Annotated in this window: 14 protein-coding genes; 9 read left to right on the top strand and 5 right to left on the bottom strand. The window is 69.8% G+C overall.

Features of this window, described 5'->3' with window-relative positions:
• Nucleotides 1-4: 4 nt before the first annotated feature.
• From AC1DGC_RS02845 to rnfB, 7 genes are all read left to right on the top strand, one after another.
• The gene (locus tag AC1DGC_RS02845) at nucleotides 5-1,930 is read left to right on the top strand and encodes a DUF885 domain-containing protein (protein ID WP_478047171.1); all 1,926 of its coding nucleotides are present in this window, start codon (nucleotides 5-7) and stop codon (nucleotides 1,928-1,930) included.
• Between the two features lie 20 nt (nucleotides 1,931-1,950).
• The gene (locus AC1DGC_RS02850) at nucleotides 1,951-3,039 is read left to right on the top strand and encodes a serine hydrolase domain-containing protein (RefSeq protein WP_478047172.1); all 1,089 of its coding nucleotides are present in this window, start codon (nucleotides 1,951-1,953) and stop codon (nucleotides 3,037-3,039) included.
• The gene (gene gloA2, locus AC1DGC_RS02855; protein ID WP_394160915.1) at nucleotides 3,036-3,455 is read left to right on the top strand and encodes an SMU1112c/YaeR family gloxylase I-like metalloprotein; all 420 of its coding nucleotides are present in this window, start codon (nucleotides 3,036-3,038) and stop codon (nucleotides 3,453-3,455) included. Before AC1DGC_RS02850 ends, gloA2 begins: the two co-directional genes overlap by 4 nt.
• Before the next feature lie 98 nt (nucleotides 3,456-3,553).
• Nucleotides 3,554-3,997, top strand: coding sequence for a DUF2147 domain-containing protein (locus AC1DGC_RS02860; protein WP_259205970.1), 444 nt, complete (start codon nucleotides 3,554-3,556; stop codon nucleotides 3,995-3,997).
• 562 nt (nucleotides 3,998-4,559) lie between these two features.
• Nucleotides 4,560-6,626, top strand: coding sequence for a methionine--tRNA ligase (gene metG, locus AC1DGC_RS02865; protein WP_478047173.1), 2,067 nt, complete (start codon nucleotides 4,560-4,562; stop codon nucleotides 6,624-6,626).
• Nucleotides 6,627-6,687: 61 nt separating this feature from the next.
• Entirely contained in the window at nucleotides 6,688-7,281 is a 594-nt protein-coding gene (locus AC1DGC_RS02870) for an HAD family hydrolase (RefSeq protein ID WP_478047174.1), read from the top strand.
• A gap of 25 nt (nucleotides 7,282-7,306) precedes the next feature.
• Nucleotides 7,307-7,726 (top strand): Rnf electron transport complex subunit RnfB, encoded by a 420-nt coding sequence (gene rnfB, locus AC1DGC_RS02875; protein ID WP_394160921.1) that lies wholly within the window; start codon nucleotides 7,307-7,309, stop codon nucleotides 7,724-7,726.
• Between the two features lie 70 nt (nucleotides 7,727-7,796).
• Here the strand turns inward: rnfB and AC1DGC_RS02880 are convergent, their stop codons facing one another.
• Nucleotides 7,797-8,144, bottom strand: a complete 348-nt coding sequence (locus AC1DGC_RS02880; protein WP_259205980.1) for a RidA family protein — start codon at nucleotides 8,142-8,144, stop codon at nucleotides 7,797-7,799.
• A 193-nt stretch (nucleotides 8,145-8,337) separates the two neighbouring features.
• Between AC1DGC_RS02880 and mprF the strand changes: the two genes are divergently transcribed.
• Nucleotides 8,338-10,896 carry a bifunctional lysylphosphatidylglycerol flippase/synthetase MprF gene (mprF, locus tag AC1DGC_RS02885; protein ID WP_449334750.1) on the top strand — a complete coding sequence of 853 codons (2,559 nt, stop codon included), beginning with the start codon at nucleotides 8,338-8,340 and terminating at the stop codon, nucleotides 10,894-10,896.
• 193 nt (nucleotides 10,897-11,089) lie between these two features.
• On the opposite strand, the gene AC1DGC_RS02890 is transcribed toward mprF, so the two are convergent.
• The 4 genes from AC1DGC_RS02890 to AC1DGC_RS02905 all read right to left on the bottom strand — a co-directional run bounded on the left by AC1DGC_RS02890 (nucleotide 11,090) and on the right by AC1DGC_RS02905 (nucleotide 14,008).
• On the bottom strand, nucleotides 11,090-12,433 hold the full coding sequence (locus AC1DGC_RS02890; protein WP_478047175.1) for a virulence factor family protein: 1,344 nt from the start codon (nucleotides 12,431-12,433) through the stop codon (nucleotides 11,090-11,092).
• 88 nt (nucleotides 12,434-12,521) lie between these two features.
• Nucleotides 12,522-13,151 carry a DUF998 domain-containing protein gene (locus AC1DGC_RS02895; RefSeq protein WP_259205988.1) on the bottom strand — a complete coding sequence of 210 codons (630 nt, stop codon included), beginning with the start codon at nucleotides 13,149-13,151 and terminating at the stop codon, nucleotides 12,522-12,524.
• A 36-nt stretch (nucleotides 13,152-13,187) separates the two neighbouring features.
• Nucleotides 13,188-13,370 carry an oxidoreductase-like domain-containing protein gene (locus AC1DGC_RS02900; RefSeq protein WP_259205991.1) on the bottom strand — a complete coding sequence of 61 codons (183 nt, stop codon included), beginning with the start codon at nucleotides 13,368-13,370 and terminating at the stop codon, nucleotides 13,188-13,190.
• A 38-nt stretch (nucleotides 13,371-13,408) separates the two neighbouring features.
• The gene (locus AC1DGC_RS02905) at nucleotides 13,409-14,008 is read right to left on the bottom strand and encodes an HD domain-containing protein (protein ID WP_478047176.1); all 600 of its coding nucleotides are present in this window, start codon (nucleotides 14,006-14,008) and stop codon (nucleotides 13,409-13,411) included.
• Nucleotides 14,009-14,242: 234 nt separating this feature from the next.
• Here AC1DGC_RS02905 and AC1DGC_RS02910 point away from each other — a divergent pair, with 234 nt between their 5' ends.
• Nucleotides 14,243-15,409 carry a tetratricopeptide repeat protein gene (locus tag AC1DGC_RS02910; RefSeq protein WP_478047177.1) on the top strand — a complete coding sequence of 389 codons (1,167 nt, stop codon included), beginning with the start codon at nucleotides 14,243-14,245 and terminating at the stop codon, nucleotides 15,407-15,409.
• The last annotated feature ends 1 nt before the right edge of the window (nucleotide 15,410 follow it).

Raw genomic sequence — 15,410 nt, forward strand, 5'->3', positions numbered from 1 at the left:
GCCGATGCCCCACCCCGCCCGCGCCCTGGCGCTCGCCATCGCCGCCCTGCTGGTGTTCAGCACCGCCGCCCCGGCTGAAGCCGCCAAGAAGAAGGCCAACCGGCCTGCCGCCGCGCAGACCCGGCAGGCGGCCAAGCCCAAGGCCAAGCCGCGCGCGCGCCCCGCGGCCGCCCCCGCCCGCCAGCCGCTGGTGCGCCAACAGAGCAAGGCCGCCCAGCTCAACCGCATCTACGATGAATACTGGGATGCGTCGATGCGGCTCAACCCGCTGCAGGCCACGTTCCAGGGCGACACCCGCCACAACGACCAGTTGCCCAACATCCTTTCGGCCGCGTACCGCCAGCAATCCCACGACTTCACCGTGGAATGGCTGGGCAAGGTGGAAAAGATCGGCGCCGACGGCCTGACCGGGCAGGACCTGCTGAGCTACCAGATCTTCGTGCGCGATGCGCGCATGTCGGTGGCCGCCGAGCAGTATCCCAGCTGGATGCTGCCGATCAGCCAGTACTACAACCTGGGCAGCATCATGGCCATCCTCGGCTCCGGCTCGGGTGCCCAGCCGTTCAACACGGTCAAGGATTACGACACCTGGTCCAAGCGTTCGCTGGGCATCGCCCCGCTGTTCGACCAGGCCGTGGCCAACATGCGCCAGGGCATGGCGGCCGGCGTGGTGCAGCCGCGCGACCTGATGGAAAAAGTGCTGCCGCAGCTGGATGCGGTGATCAAGCCGACGGCCGAGGAATCGATCTTCTGGGCGCCGGTACGCAACATGCCCGACGATTTCCCGGCGGCGGACAAGGCGCGGATCAGCGCCGAGTACAAGCGCATGATCGAGTACCGGATCATGCCGGCCTACCGCGCATTGCGCGGCTTCATCGCCACCGAGTACCTCCCGGCCACGCGCAGCAGCGACGGCCTGGGCGCCTTGCCGAACGGGCAGGCGTGGTATGCGCAGAACATCGTGCAGAGCAGCGCCTCCACCCTGGATGCCGCGCAGATCCACACCCTGGCCGAGCAGCGCGTGGCCACCCTGCAGGGGCAGATCGCCAGCACCCTCAAGGACAACCGGATCCGCGGTTCGCAGCAGAAGGTGCTGCGCAACATGCGTACCGACAAGAGCTTCCAGTACGCCAACGCCGAGGCGGTGCTGAACCGCTACAAGCAGCTGCAGGCCCAGGTCGGCAGCCGCCTCCCGGCGCTGCTGGGCACGCTGCCCAAGGCCCCGATGGAGGTGCACGCGGTCGAGCCCGAGCGCGCCGCCAGCGCCGCGGCGGTCAGCTACCAGCCGCCGCTGCCCGATGGCCTGCGCCCGGGCATCCTGTACGTCAACACCGCCAACCTGCCCACGCGCCGGCGCTGGGCGGCCCCGATGCAGTTCCTGCACGAGGGCCTCCCCGGCCACCACGTGCAGCTGGGCCTGCAGCAGGAACTGGACAAGCTGCCGCGCTTCCGTCGCCTCGGCGGCGATATCGCCTTCATCGAGGGCTGGGGCCTGTACGCCGAATCGCTGGGCGAGCCGTTGGGCGTGTACCAGGACCCGTACGAGCGCATCGGCTACCTGCAGGCCGCGCTGACCCGCGCCGCGCGCATGGTGGCCGATACCGGCCTGCACGCGCAGGGCTGGAGCAAGCGCCAGGCGGTGGACTACCTGGTCAAGACCGCCGACCTGCCCAGCGAGGATGCCACCGCCGAAGTCGAACGCTTCATGGCCCTGCCCGGGCAGACCCTGCCCAACGGACTGGGCGAGCTGAAGATGTTCGAGCTGCGCGACCGTGCCAAGGCGGCGCTGGGGCCGCGCTTCGACCTGCGCCGTTTCCACGAAGAGGTGCTGCGCGACGGTTCGATGCCGCTGGACATCCTCGATGCCAAGCTGCAGCGCTGGATCGCCAGCGAGACCGCCGGTACGCCGGCTGCCACGCCCGCTCCCTGAGCACGACGAGGGAGCCGGCCATGCAGCGCGCGGTTGCCCATCGATTCGCCTGGATCGCCCTGCTGTGCACGGGCCTGCTCGGCGCCGCCGACGCAGCGGGCGGCCCTCGCCCGGGTCCACCGGACCCGGGCATCGATGCGCTGCTGCAGCGCTACGACGGCCAGGTCCCCGGTGCGGCGGTGCTGGTGCTGCACGACGGCCAGCCGGTGTTCCGCCGCGGCTACGGGCTGGCGGTGGTCGAAGACGGCACGCCGGTGACGGCGCAGACCAATTTCCGCCTGGCCTCGGTCAGCAAGCAGTTCACCGCGACGGCGATCCTGCTGCTGGCACAGGAGGGCGCCCTCTCGCTGGACGACCGGGTCAAGCGCTGGTTGCCTTCGCTGCCGGCGGCCGCCGATACGATCACCCTGCGCCACCTGCTCAGCCATACCAGCGGACTGCTGGACTACGAAGACCTGATGCCCCGCGATGCGACCGCGCAGGTGCGCGACCTCGACGTGCTGCACCTGCTGGAGCGCCAGGACCGCACGTTGTTCGTGCCGGGCAGCCGCTACCGCTACAGCAACAGCGGCTACGCCCTGCTGGCGCTGGTGGTGGGCCAGGCATCCGGGCAGGACTTCGCCACGTTCCTGCGCGCACGGATCTTCCAGCCGTTGGGCATGGCGCACGCCGTCGCGCACCAGGACGGCGTGGATGATGTCGCGGCACGCGCCTATGGCTACAGCGAGATCGACGGACGCTGGCAGCGTACCGACCAGAGCCCGACCAGCGCGGTGCTCGGCGACGGTGGCATCTACGCGTCGCTGGATGATCTTGCGCGCTGGGATGCCGCGCTCTACGACCCGCGCCTGCTCGGCATCGCTTCGCTGCGGCAGGCGTTCGCACCGGCTACCCGCACCAACGAACCCGACGCGCCGTTCTACGGTTTCGGCTGGCGGCTCAACGGCCAGGCGCACTGGCACAGCGGCGAAAGCATCGGCTTCCGCAGCGTGATCCTGCGTTACCCCGCGCACCGCTTGAGCGTGATCATCCTGACCAACCGCGACGGCCCCGAACCCTATCCGCTGGCGCTGCAGATCGCCCAGCGCTGGCTGGACACCCTGCAATGACCCACCTCGACACTCCCTTGCTGCTCGGCATCCACCACGTCGCGGTGATCGGCGCGGACTACGCCCGTTCCAAGGCCTTCTACACCCAGGTACTGGGGCTGCGGGTGCTGGACGAAAACTACCGGGCCGCGCGCGATTCCTGGAAGCTCGACCTGGCCCTGCCCGACGGCGGCCAACTGGAGCTGTTCTCGTTCCCGGGGGCGCCGCCTCGACCCAGCCGCCCGGAGGCGCAGGGGCTACGCCATCTGGCGTTCCGGGTAGCGGGGCTGGAACCGATGATCGCGCGCCTGGCCGCCGCCGACGTAACCTGCGAGCCGATCCGTACCGACGAATACACCGGCCGCCGCTTCACCTTCTTCGCCGACCCGGACGGACTGCCCCTGGAGCTGTACGAGATCCCGACCGAGGCCGGCTGAACAGCGCCGGCGGTGCGTTCCGTACCGGAGCGAATGGGTATACAGTCGGCCTGTACCGGCCCTGCGTCGGCATTCACGAACTCCCTGGGAGGGGAACCATGCGCAAGACTTTGAAGACCCTGCTGCTGGCACTGCCGCTGATGATGGCCGCGATGTCGGCCAGTGCCGCCGATGGCGCCGTCGGCCGCTGGAAGACGATCGACGACAAGACCGGCAAGGTGAAGTCGATCGTAGAGATCACCCAGGCCACCAACGGCACCCTGACCGGCAAGGTGGTGGAGATCCTGCATTCGGACAAGGGCCCCAATCCGGTCTGCGACGGCTGCGAGGGCGCCAACAAGAACAAGCCGGTCAAGGGCATGACGATCCTGTGGAACCTCAAGGCCGACGGCAGCAACGCCTGGGCTGGCGGCACCATCCTGGACCCGGGCAACGGCAAGACCTACAAGTCCAAGGCCAAGCTGCAGACCGGCGGCGCCAAGCTCGACGTCTCCGGCTGCATCGCCTTCATCTGCCGCTCGCAGACCTGGGTGCGCGAGTAACCATCGCGGCTTGGCCAGGCGTCGCAACGCCGAACCAGCGCCCCCAGCCCGCAGCCATCGGCATAGCCGGCCGGGAAACAAAAAAGGCCGAAGCGGCAACACCGCTTCGGCCTTTTGCATTTCCTCCCCTACCCGCCCCATCCATTCCACCCCCTCCCAGCCCAGCACCAGACACCCGCCACGGCTCCAGCCCGCACCCCGTCACTGAAGCCGTTGCCGTTACCGTGGCCGTCGACTCAAGCCCTGCCCCAAAAAAAGAGGCCCCATCCACTGTCAGGGGTTGGCGGGGGTGGGGCGCAGGGACCGTATAGCGCCATGGATGGCGCTATACGAGCCTACATGGACGTACTTGCGGCGTGTCCCTGCGCCCCACCCCCGCCGACCCAGCCCGACACCCCAACGGCGCCCCAGCTTCGGCTCCGGCTCCGGCTCCGGCTTCGGCTTCGGCTTCGGCTCCAGCTTCTGCTCCAGCTCCAGCCATTGCCCGCGAAAGAAACGCCCGCCGCAGGCGCCCACCCCCTCCATGCGATAATCCCCAGTCCCCAAGGCAACAACGCAGACCATGACCCGCACCGCTCTCGTCACCACCGCCCTGCCCTACGCCAACGGCCCGCTCCACCTGGGCCACCTGGTCGGCTACATCCAGGCTGACATCTGGGTACGCGCGCGGCGAATGAGCGGCGGCAAGACCTGGTTCGTCTGCGCCGATGACACCCATGGCACCCCCATCATGCTCGCCGCTGAAAAGGCCGGCGTGACCCCGGAGGCCTTCATCGCCAACATCCAGGCCAGCCACGAACGCGACTTTGCCGCGTTCGGCGTTGCCTTCGACCACTACGATTCCACCAACTCGGCCGCCAACAAGGCCCTCACCGAAGCCTTCTACCTCAAGCTTGAGGCCGAAGGCCACATCGCGCGCCGCTCCGTCGCCCAGTTCTACGACCCGGCCAAGGGCATGTTCCTGCCCGACCGCTACATCAAGGGCATCTGCCCGGTGTGCAGCAGCCCGGACCAGTACGGCGACAACTGCGAAGTGTGCGGCGCCACCTACGCCCCCACCGAACTCAAGGACCCGCGCTCGGTCATCTCCGGTGCCACCCCGGAACTGCGCGACTCCGAACACTTCTTCTTCGAGGTCGGCCACTTCGACGCCTTCCTGCGCGACTGGCTCGCCGGCGACGTCGCCCTGCCCGGCGTCAAGGCCAAGCTCGGCGAGTGGCTCAACGCCGACGGCGGCCTGCGCGCCTGGGACATTTCCCGCGACGCGCCCTACTTCGGCTTCGAGATCCCCGGCCAGCCCGGCAAGTACTTCTACGTCTGGCTGGATGCCCCGATCGGCTACCTCTCCAGCTTCAAGACCCTCTGTGACAGTAACGGCGAAGACTTCGACGCCCACCTGCGCGCCGGCACCAGCACCGAATTGCACCATTTCATCGGCAAGGACATCGTCAATTTCCACGGCCTGTTCTGGCCGGCGGTCCTGCACGGCACCGGCCACCGCGCGCCGACCCGCCTGCACGTCAACGGCTACCTGATGGTCGACGGCGCCAAGATGTCCAAGTCGCGCGGCACCTTCGTCATGGCGCGCACCTACCTCGATGTCGGCCTCGAAGCCGAAGCCCTGCGCTACTACTTCGCCGCCAAGTCCGGTGGCGGCGTCGAAGACCTCGACCTCAATCTGGGCGACTTCATCGCGCGCGTCAACGCCGACCTGGTCGGCAAGTTCGTCAACCTGGCCAGCCGGTGCGCCGGCTTCATCAGCAAGCGCTTCGACGGCCGCCTCGCCGCCGCCCTGCCCGATGCCGCGCAGTACGACCGCTTCGTCGCCGCCCTCGCCCCCATCCGCGAGGCCTACGAGCGCAACGACCCGGCCGCCGCCGTGCGCCTCACGATGACCCTCGCCGACGAAGCCAACCGCTACATCGACGACCAGAAGCCGTGGGTCATCGCCAAGCAGGACGGCGCCGACGCACAGCTGCAATCGGTCTGCACCCAGGGCCTGAACCTGTTCCGCGTGCTGGTCACCGCGCTCAAGCCGATCCTGCCGGCCACCGCCGCCCAGGCCGAGGCCTTCCTGGCCGCACCGGTGCAGGACTGGACCGACATCGCCCGCCCGCTCACCGCGCACACCATTGCCGTGTACGCCCCGCTGTTCACCCGAATCGACCCGAAAATGATCGACGCCATGACTGACGCCTCCAAGGACACCCTCGCCGCCGCCGCGCCTGCCGCCCCGGCCAAGCCCGCCAAGCCGGCGCCCGCACCGGCCGCTGCGCCGGCGGCCACCGATGGCCCGGCGTATATCGGCATCGACGACTTCGCCAAGCTCGACCTGCGCATCGGCAAGGTGCTGGCCTGCGAGTTCGTCGACGGCTCGGACAAGCTGCTCCGCTTCGAACTGGATGCCGGCGACCTGGGCAAGCGCCAGATCTTCTCCGGCATCCGCGCCAGCTACGGCGAGCCGGACAAGCTGGTCGGCCGCAGCGTGGTGTTCATCGCCAACCTGGCCCCGCGCAAGATGCGCTTCGGGCTGAGCGAAGGCATGATCCTGTCGGCCGGCTTCGACGGCGGCGACCTGGCCCTGCTCGACGCCGACAGCAGCGCCCAGCCCGGCATGCCGGTGCGCTGATCGCAACGATGGGGCGGCCCGGCCGCCCCGTCCTGCTGGCCTGCACGGAGGGAGGTGCGGTTTGGAACTGGCGCTGTTCGATTTCGACCACACGGTCACCACCTGCGATACCTACGGCCGCTTCCTGCGCCGCGTCGCCACGCCCGAGCAACTGGCCCAGGCCTGGTGGAAGGTCGGGCCGTGGCTGCTGGCCTACCGGCTCAGGCTGATCTCGGCCGAACGCATCCGTGCCCGCGTCACCCGGCTGACCTTCAGCAACCGCCATGTTGACGACATCGCCACCCAGGCCGTCGGCTACGCCCGCGACGTGCTGCCCGAGGTGGTGCGCCCGCAGATGCTGGAACAGATCCGCTGGCACCTGCAGCAGCGCCACACCGTGGTGATCGTGTCCGGCTCGCTGGACCTGTACCTGCGGCCCTGGTGCGAATCGCTCGGCCTGGACCTGATCTGCAACCGGCTGGAGAGCCGCGACGGGCGCCTGACCGGCCGCTACGCCGACGGTGACTGTGGCCCGCGCAAGGCCGAACACATCCGCCACCGCTACGACCTGTCACGCTACCAGCGCATCCACGCCTACGGCGACAGTCGCGAGGACCGCCCCATGCTGGCCCTCGCCCACGACCGCTGGTATCGCGGCAAACCCCTCACCCCATGATGTCCCCGCGCAGCCGACGCCACGCATGCCCAGCCCCAGCACCGCCCTGATCGAACGCCTCGACCGCCTGTTGCCGCAGACCCAATGTGGCCAGTGCGGTTTCGACGGCTGCCGCCCCTATGCCGACGCGATGGCCCGCGGCGAGGTCGGCGTGGACCATTGCCCGCCTGGCGGTGACGCGGGCGCGCGCGCATTGGCGCATGCGCTGGGCGTGGCCGCGGTGCCGTTCGACCGCAGCCGCGGCCAACACACCCCCGCCCAGGTCGCGCTGATCGTCGAGGCAGACTGCATCGGCTGCACCAAGTGCATCCAGGCCTGCCCGGTGGACGCCATCGTTGGCGGGGCCAAGTACATGCACACCGTCATCGCCGACCTGTGCACCGGCTGCGAGCTGTGCATTCCACCGTGTCCGGTGGACTGCATCGCGCTGATCGCCGCGCCCTGACGCGTCGCCGCGCGCATCGTGCGGCGCGGCGGATGTGCATGGAGGGCGCCGAGCCATGCCCGGCGGCCGGTTACGGCAAGGCGGCGGTGACCACGATCTCCACCTTCCAGCTCGCGTCGGCCAGCTTGGCCTCCACCGTCGCACGCGCCGGGGTCATGCCCGCCACCACCCACTCATCCCACGCGGCGTTCATGCCGGCGAAGTCGTTGATGTCGGCCAGGAACACTTCCGCGCGCAGGATGTGCTGCTTGTCGCTGGCCACCAGCGCCAGCAGCTTGTCGATCTCGGCCAGCACCTGCCGGGTCTGCCCGGTGATGTCCTGGCTGGTGTCCTCGGGGATCTGCCCGGACAGATAGGCGACCTTGTTGTGGACGGTCATTTCGGACATGCGCGGACCTACGTCGAAACGTTCCAACATGGCGATGGCTCCTCTGGGTGATACGGCATTGTCACCGATGCGGAGTGCACCTGTCCTTGCCCGCGATCATTGCGGCCACGGCAGGCACAGCGCATGGTCTTGGCAACGCTGCGCATCAGGCGCACGATGCGCGCGCAGGCCCGCATCGCGGGCCTTGACTCTTTCATCGCCTGCCCCGGAGCACGCTGTACCGATGACCGAAACAACCCCTGCTCCGGCCCCGGCCCGCCTCGCCTGGCGCCGCGCGGCCACCGTGATCTTCAGCCTGGCGATCCTGGCCCTGGCCCTGCGCGGGCTGGCCAACGAATTCGACGAACACGGCTATCGCGCCATCCGCGATGCCTTCCGCCACCTCGGCGCCGGGCAGATCGCGCTGACCGTGGTGCTCGGCCTGGCCAGCTACGCCTGCCTGATCGGCTTCGATGCGATCGGCCTGCGCCGCAGCGGCAAGCAACTGCACCCGGCCCGCGTGGGGATCACCGCCTTCCTCGCCCACACGCTTGGCCAGACCCTCGGCTTTGCCGCGCTCACCGGCGGCGCGGTGCGCCTGCGCGGCTACGGTGGCGCCGGCCTGAGCCTGGGCGAAATCGGCCAGGTGGTGCTGATGAGCACGCTGGGCTTCGTGTTCGGCGCGTGGCTGCTGCTGGCCCTGGCCTTCATCCTCGAACCGGGCGCCGCCGCGCTGGCGCTGCCCGTGTCCGTGCAGGCGGTGCGCGTGTTCGGCATCGTCGGCCTGCTCGGCTACCTCGGCACGTTGCTGCTGGTGGGGCGCGAGGGCCGCACCTTCAGCGTCCGCGGCCACGGCCTGTGGCTGCCCGACCGCCGCACCATGCTCGGGGTCACCGCGCTGAGCGTGGTCGAACTGGTGCTGGCCAGCGCGGCGTTCTACGTGCTGCTGCCGATGGATACCCCGACCGGCCTGCCCGGCTTCGTCGGCCTGTACCTGGTGGCCGTGCTGGCCGGCTTGATCTCCAGCGTGCCGGCCGGGCTGGGCGTGTTCGAGTGGAGCCTGCTCAAGCTGCTGCCGCAGGTGGCCCCCGCGGCGGTGCTGGCCGCCGCGCTGATCTACCGCGTCACCTATTACGTGCTGCCGTTGCTGCTGGCCACGCTGCTCGCGCTCGGCCCGGCCATGCGCAAGCCGCTGCGGGTGGGCGCCGGGGCCACCCGGGCCGGCTGGACCGCACTGCGCCCGTGGCTGCCGCAGATCATCGCGCTGGCGGTGTTCAGCGTGGGCGCCGCGCTGGTGATCGATGGCACCCTGCCGACGCCGCGCCGGCACCTGCTCAATGCGTCGCTGCCGATCCTGGAAACCTCGCACCTGCTCGGCAGCCTGGCAGGCGTGGCGTTGCTGCTGATCGGCCAGGGCCTGCAGCGGCGCAGCCATGCGGCGTGGATGCTCGCCCTGGGCATCTGCGTGATCGCACCGCTGCCGATCTGGCTGCGCGGCGGCCAGGTGCTGATCGCGCTGTCCGCGCTGCTGGTGGCGATGGCCCTGTGGGCGTCGCGCCGCGAGTTCTACCGCCAGGGCGCGCTGCTCGACGAAGCCTGGTCGTGGCCGTGGATCCGCAACCTGGGCCTGGTGCTGGTGGCGGTGATCTGGCTGCTGTTCTTCGTCTACAGCCACGTCGAATACCAGAACGAGTTGTGGTGGGAATTCGCACTGCAGGGCAATGCACCGCGCGCGCTGCGGGCGCTGCTGGTGGTGGCGATCGCGCTGACGATCTTCGGCCTGGCCCGTCTGCTGCACAGCACGCGCAGCCCGCTGCCACCGGCCGATGCGGCGACCCTGGACGCGCTGGCGCCGATCCTGGCCGCCGCCGAAGACACCCAGGCCTGCCTGGTACTGACCGCCGACAAGGCGGTGCTGCGCGATGCCGATCAGCGCGGCTTCGTGATGATGCAGCGCTACGGCGGTTCGCTGATCGCGATGGGCGACCCGGTCGGCCCGCCGGACGTCGCCCGCGGGCTGATCTGGCGCTTCCGCGAGGAAGCTGACCGGCTCGGGCTGCGCCCGGTGTTCTACCAGGTCGGCGAAGCCTACTGGCAGACCTACCTCGACCTCGGCCTGACCCTGGTCAAGCTGGGCGAGGAAGCCATGGTGCCGCTACAGGACTTCGGCCTGGAGGGGCGCGAGCGCGCCGACCTGCGCCAGGCCTGGAACCGCGGCAAGCGCGGCGGGCTGAGCTTCCGCGTGGCCCAGCCGGCGGAGGTACCGGCGTTGCTGCCGGCGCTGGCGTCGATCTCGCAGGAATGGCTGGACGACAAGGCCGGCGACGAAAAGGGCTTCTCGCTGGGCAGCTTCGACCCGGACTACCTGGTGCGCTTCCCGGTCGCGCTGGTGGAAGCGGACGGCCGCATCGTCGCCTTCGCCAACCTGTGGCAGGCACCGGCCGGCAACGAACTGTCGGTGGACCTGATGCGGCATGTCGACGATGCGCCCAAGGGCACCATGGATTTCCTGTTCATCGAGTTGTTCCTGTGGGGCCGTGCCAACGGCTTCCACCGCTTCTCATTGGGCATGGCGCCGTTGTCCGGTCTGGCACAGCATCGCCTGGCCGGCCGCTGGAACCGCTTTGCGAACATCGTGGCCCGTCATGGCGAGCGTTTCTACGGCTTCAGCGGCCTGCGCCGCTTCAAGTCCAAGTTCGCCCCGCAGTGGCGTGCCCGCTACCTGGCCGCGCCGGGCGGCGTGCACCTGCCCGCCGCGCTGCTCGATGCCACCCGGCTGATCTCGCTGGACCCACGCCGGTAGAGCCGACCGTTGGTCGGCTGACGCAATTCGCAACGCGCCGGTAGAGCCGACCGTTGGTCGGCTGCGGTAACTCGCAGCACGCCGGCAGAGCCGACCGTTGGTCGGCTGCCGCAATTCGCAGCACGCCGGTAGAGCCGACCGTTGGTCGGCTGCGGTAACACCACGCATCGGATCAGCCGACCAACGGTCGGCTCTACCGCGCTGGCAGGTGCTCCAGCAGCGTCTGCGCCAGGCGGTCGTAGTCGCCCTTGAAGTGATGGTCGCCGGGCAGCTTGATGACCTGTGCATGGCCCGCCGGCAGCGACGGGCACAGCGCGTCGTCGTCGTCCTCGCCGTACAGGCACAGCGTCTTGCCGGACGGCAGTTTGGCGATCTCCGGTGCGATCGGCAGCCCACCACCGCCGCCGCCCAGCCAGTTGCTGACGTGGAATTCGTAATCGGCGTTCCTGCCCACCGACATCAACCCGATCATCGCCACGCTGTCGCGCACGGCCGGGGAGAGCTGGTTGATGGCGGCCGGCAGCACATCAGCCCCCTGCGAAAACCCGACCAGCACCACGCGTTTGCGCTGCCACTGCTGGCTGTAGTGCGCGGCAATCCGTTCCAGGTCGCGGGCGAAGCCTTCCGGCGTACGTGCGGTCCAGAAGTAGCGCAACGAGTCCACGCCGACCACCGGCACGCCGCCTTCGGCCAATGCCGCCGCCACTTCCTTGTCCAGGCCGGCCCAACCGCCATCGCCGGACACGAAGATCGCGAAGGTATCGCCGGGCTTGCTGGCATCCACCTCCACCACCGGCAGGCCCTTGAGCGCATCCGGCGGCGGCGCCAGGCTCACCCCCTTCTGCGCGCCGATCACCTCGGCGGCTGCCAGCAGGCCGGGCAGTTCATCGCCACCGCCGGTGCGCTGGAACTGGCGGCCCATCGCCACCTTGCGCACGAAGGCGGCGGCATTGCCGACCGTGCAATGGTTGCCGCCGGCCGCGTCCAGCCAGGGGAAATTCAATTCGGCCGGCTGCAGCCGGCCATGGCTGGAACCGGCCCCGCAGACCTTGCGCTCGCGCGCGTGGTCAGGGCAGAAGCCGGTGGTGAGCAGCCCGGCGAACACCTGCGTATCGGCCTGGGCGGCCACCGCGTAGGCCAGCTCGGCCCCCTCGCCATCGCCACCGATCAGCGGCAGGTGATAGCCGGGCACGTGCAGGTAAGCCTGGAACCAGCGCGAGAAGTTCTCCACATCGCCCGCGCCGAACGCGCAGCTTCCGCCGCCTTCGCGTGCGAGGACCTGGTGCAGCCTGGCCACGTCGACCCGGGCCACCAGCGCGCCCTGCAGGCGCAGCGCATCGATCCGCTCGGCCGTGCGCGCCTGTTCGCGGCCGCCGTCGAACCACACCACCACCCGCTGGGGGCGACCGTCCGGCGCGTACACCGGCACCTGCTGGAAGCGTCCGTGGCTCACCTGCTGCGGGGCCGCGGCCAACGCCGCCGACGCCCACCCGCCGATCACCAGACCCAGCACCTTCCCCCACCCGGCTGCCCGCATCGTCACATATCCTGAAAGAGTCCCCGCCACGATACGCCGGTCCCCCGGCAACGGCATGTACACAGGCTGGCCGCACGCCGGGCGCCACTCAGCGCGGCGCGGGCGGCCGCGACTGACGCCAGGCCTGCAGCGCCACGGCCAGCAGCCACAGCACCACCGCGGCGATCACCAGCTTCTGCCCGGCCCCGCGTGGCGGGCCACGCCACAACACGTGCAGCCACAGCAGCACGAAACACAGCCACGCCCACCCCCACGCCGCGCCCGCCCACCGCGACCAACGCGGGTCGGCGCGCAGGTACCAGCTCTGCAGCAGCATCGCCACGCTCACGCACAAAAAGGCGGTGTTGGCCGCCAGGCCATGCACCAGCGGCGCCAGCAACGGCGCGTGCGTGGGCAACCAACTGTCGCCGATCGCCACGCCCATCAATCCGCAGGCTGCCATCCAGAACAGCAGCGGCGCCGCCGCACTGCGCCGCGGCGAGCGGCTGGCAGCATGCAGCGACCACGCCAGCAGCATGATCGCCACGGCCAGCACGCAATACGCGCTGCGCAGCGCCAGGCCCCAGGGACCGTGCAGGTAAAGGCTCAAGGTGGCCTGCACCCAGTCCAGGTCCTGGCGTGCCCACTGGGTCCACAGCGCGGTGGCAGTAAACAGCACCAACGCACACAGGGCCGCCAGTGCGATCGCGCCGTGCGCCCGCGCGCGGCCGGTTGCCATGGGGTGATGATCCGTCATCGACGGTGGGCTCCCGGCTCAGGCGTCGGCATCGGGGTGGCGCAGCATCCAGGCGGCCAGCGCGGCGCGATAGCGCTGCAACTCATCGCTGTACAGGTCCAGCACGCACAACGGGCACCCGCTGCCGCAGCACTCGTTCGGGCCCGGTTCCTCGGGCGGTTGCGGGCGGGGATCGGTGGGCGGCGCAGCAGGCTGGGACATGGGCAGGCAGGACGGGGTGGGAGGAAAACCGGCCGCCATTATCCGATGCGGCGACGCAGGTTGGCGCGCGCGGCCCGATCCAGTCGCTCATGGAAGAAGCCACTCAGGAAAATGCGTGGCTTGAGCAGCAGTTGCTTGAGGAAACGACGGCGATTGAGGCGGAACAGGAATCCCGGGACGTGTCCGGCGTACTCTTCGGCGATCCCCTGGTCGTAGGCATCGAATACCGCCGCCGGCGCGCCCAGGATGGCCATGTCGCAATCCAGGAACAACGCGGCCTCGTCATCGATGTCCGCCGCCGCCAGCGCACCATGGCGCGCCGTCAGCTCGATCAGCTGCACCACCCGCGCCACGTCGATCCCGGCCGCCGGCAGCCAGCGTTCGATCGCCTGCCGTGCCATCGCCGCCGAACGCGCCTCATTGTCGCTGCGGCCGGCGTCGTAGATCGCATCGTGGTACAGCGCGGCCAACTGCACCTCGCGCGGCTGTCGCCAGCCCGGGCCGTCAGCCACGTCCTGGCAGTGCCGCAGCACCGCCTGCACGTGGGAAAAGTTGTGATACGCCCGCGGCGGCATCGCGTAGGCGGCCTCCAGGTCGGCCTGCATCGTCGCGGGCAGGGTCATCGGTTCGAAGCGCATGCGCCCACAGTGGCGACCGGATCGGCGGCTGGCAAGAGGGCCTCGCCTGGCGGTTTTTTGACCACCCCGGTGCAGGCCTTGCCGCAGCGTGGGTCTGCTGGTTTATCCACAGGTTTGCCCGGCCCTGGTCCACACCGGCTGTGGATGGCCGAACGGGCCGACAAACGGCATGCCGCGGCGCCTGCCCCGGCCTAGACTGGCCCGAGCAGGGCAGTCCCCGGCGAGGTGGGCGCGATGTCCGTGTGCAGATCAACGCTGTTGCTGCGGGGCCTGATCGCGATGGGGCTGGCCGTCGCCATGCCTGCCACCTCCGCCGAACCACCGGCCCCACCGCCGGCCGCCGCCATCGCGCCGGCGCCGGCGCCAGCTCCACCGCCCAGCCCCGCGCAGATACTGGCCATTCCCCCGCCGCTGCAGGCGCTGCTTCAGCAGCGGGTGATCGCGCCCGGCTACGCGCGTGAGCAACGCATCGAACGCCTGGTGCACCTGATCTTCGATGACGACGGCATGGCGTTGACCTACGACCCCTATGCCACCCAGACGCTGACCGAGACCTGGCAGAACCACCGCGCCAACTGCCTGTCCTTCACCCTGCTGTTCGTGACCCTGGCGCGTGCGGCCGGCATCGACGCGCGCGTGCAGGAAGTGGCGCAGGTGGTGACCTGGTACCAGGACCAGGGCGTCATCTACAGCGTCGGCCACGTCAACGCCGGGGTGAACATCAACGGGCGCATCGCGGTGGTGGACCTGGACCGCAACGTGCTTTACGACCGCTACGGCCCGCAGCCGGTCAGCCCGGCACGCGCGCTGGCGCACTTCTACAACAACCGCGGCGCCATGCACATGACCGACGGCGACGCGGTGCAGGCACGCGCCTACTTCCAGGCCGCGCTCGCGCAGGATCCGGCCTTCGTTTCGGGCTGGAACAACCTGGGCGTACTCGACGCACGCAGCGGCAACCTGGCACAGGCCGAGCATGACTATCGCATCGCGCTGCAGCTCAAGCCGCGCAATGCGCCCAGCCTGACCAACGCCGCCGCGCTGTACCGGCGGCTGGGCGACAGCCGCCAGGCCACGTTGCTGGCCAATCGCCTGCAGCAGGTGCAGCGCGACGACCCGTTCGTGCAGTTCCGCCTCGGCAACGCGGCCGAGCAACGCCACGACTACGCCGCGGCGATCCGGTATTACCGGCGCGCGGTGGCCCTGTACGAGACCGCGCACCAGTTCCATTTCGGGCTGGCCCGCGCGTACTTCCTGGCCGGCGACAACCGCCGCGCCTCCCGCGAAATGGCCCGCGCGCGCGACCTGGCCGGCGACGATGCAGGCGCGCTCAAGGCCCGCTACCAGGCCAAGATGGAAAGCCTGGCGCGCTGGCGCCAGCACGATGCCGCGGCCAACTGAG

Source organism: Stenotrophomonas sp. 05N37 (assembly GCF_056397365.1).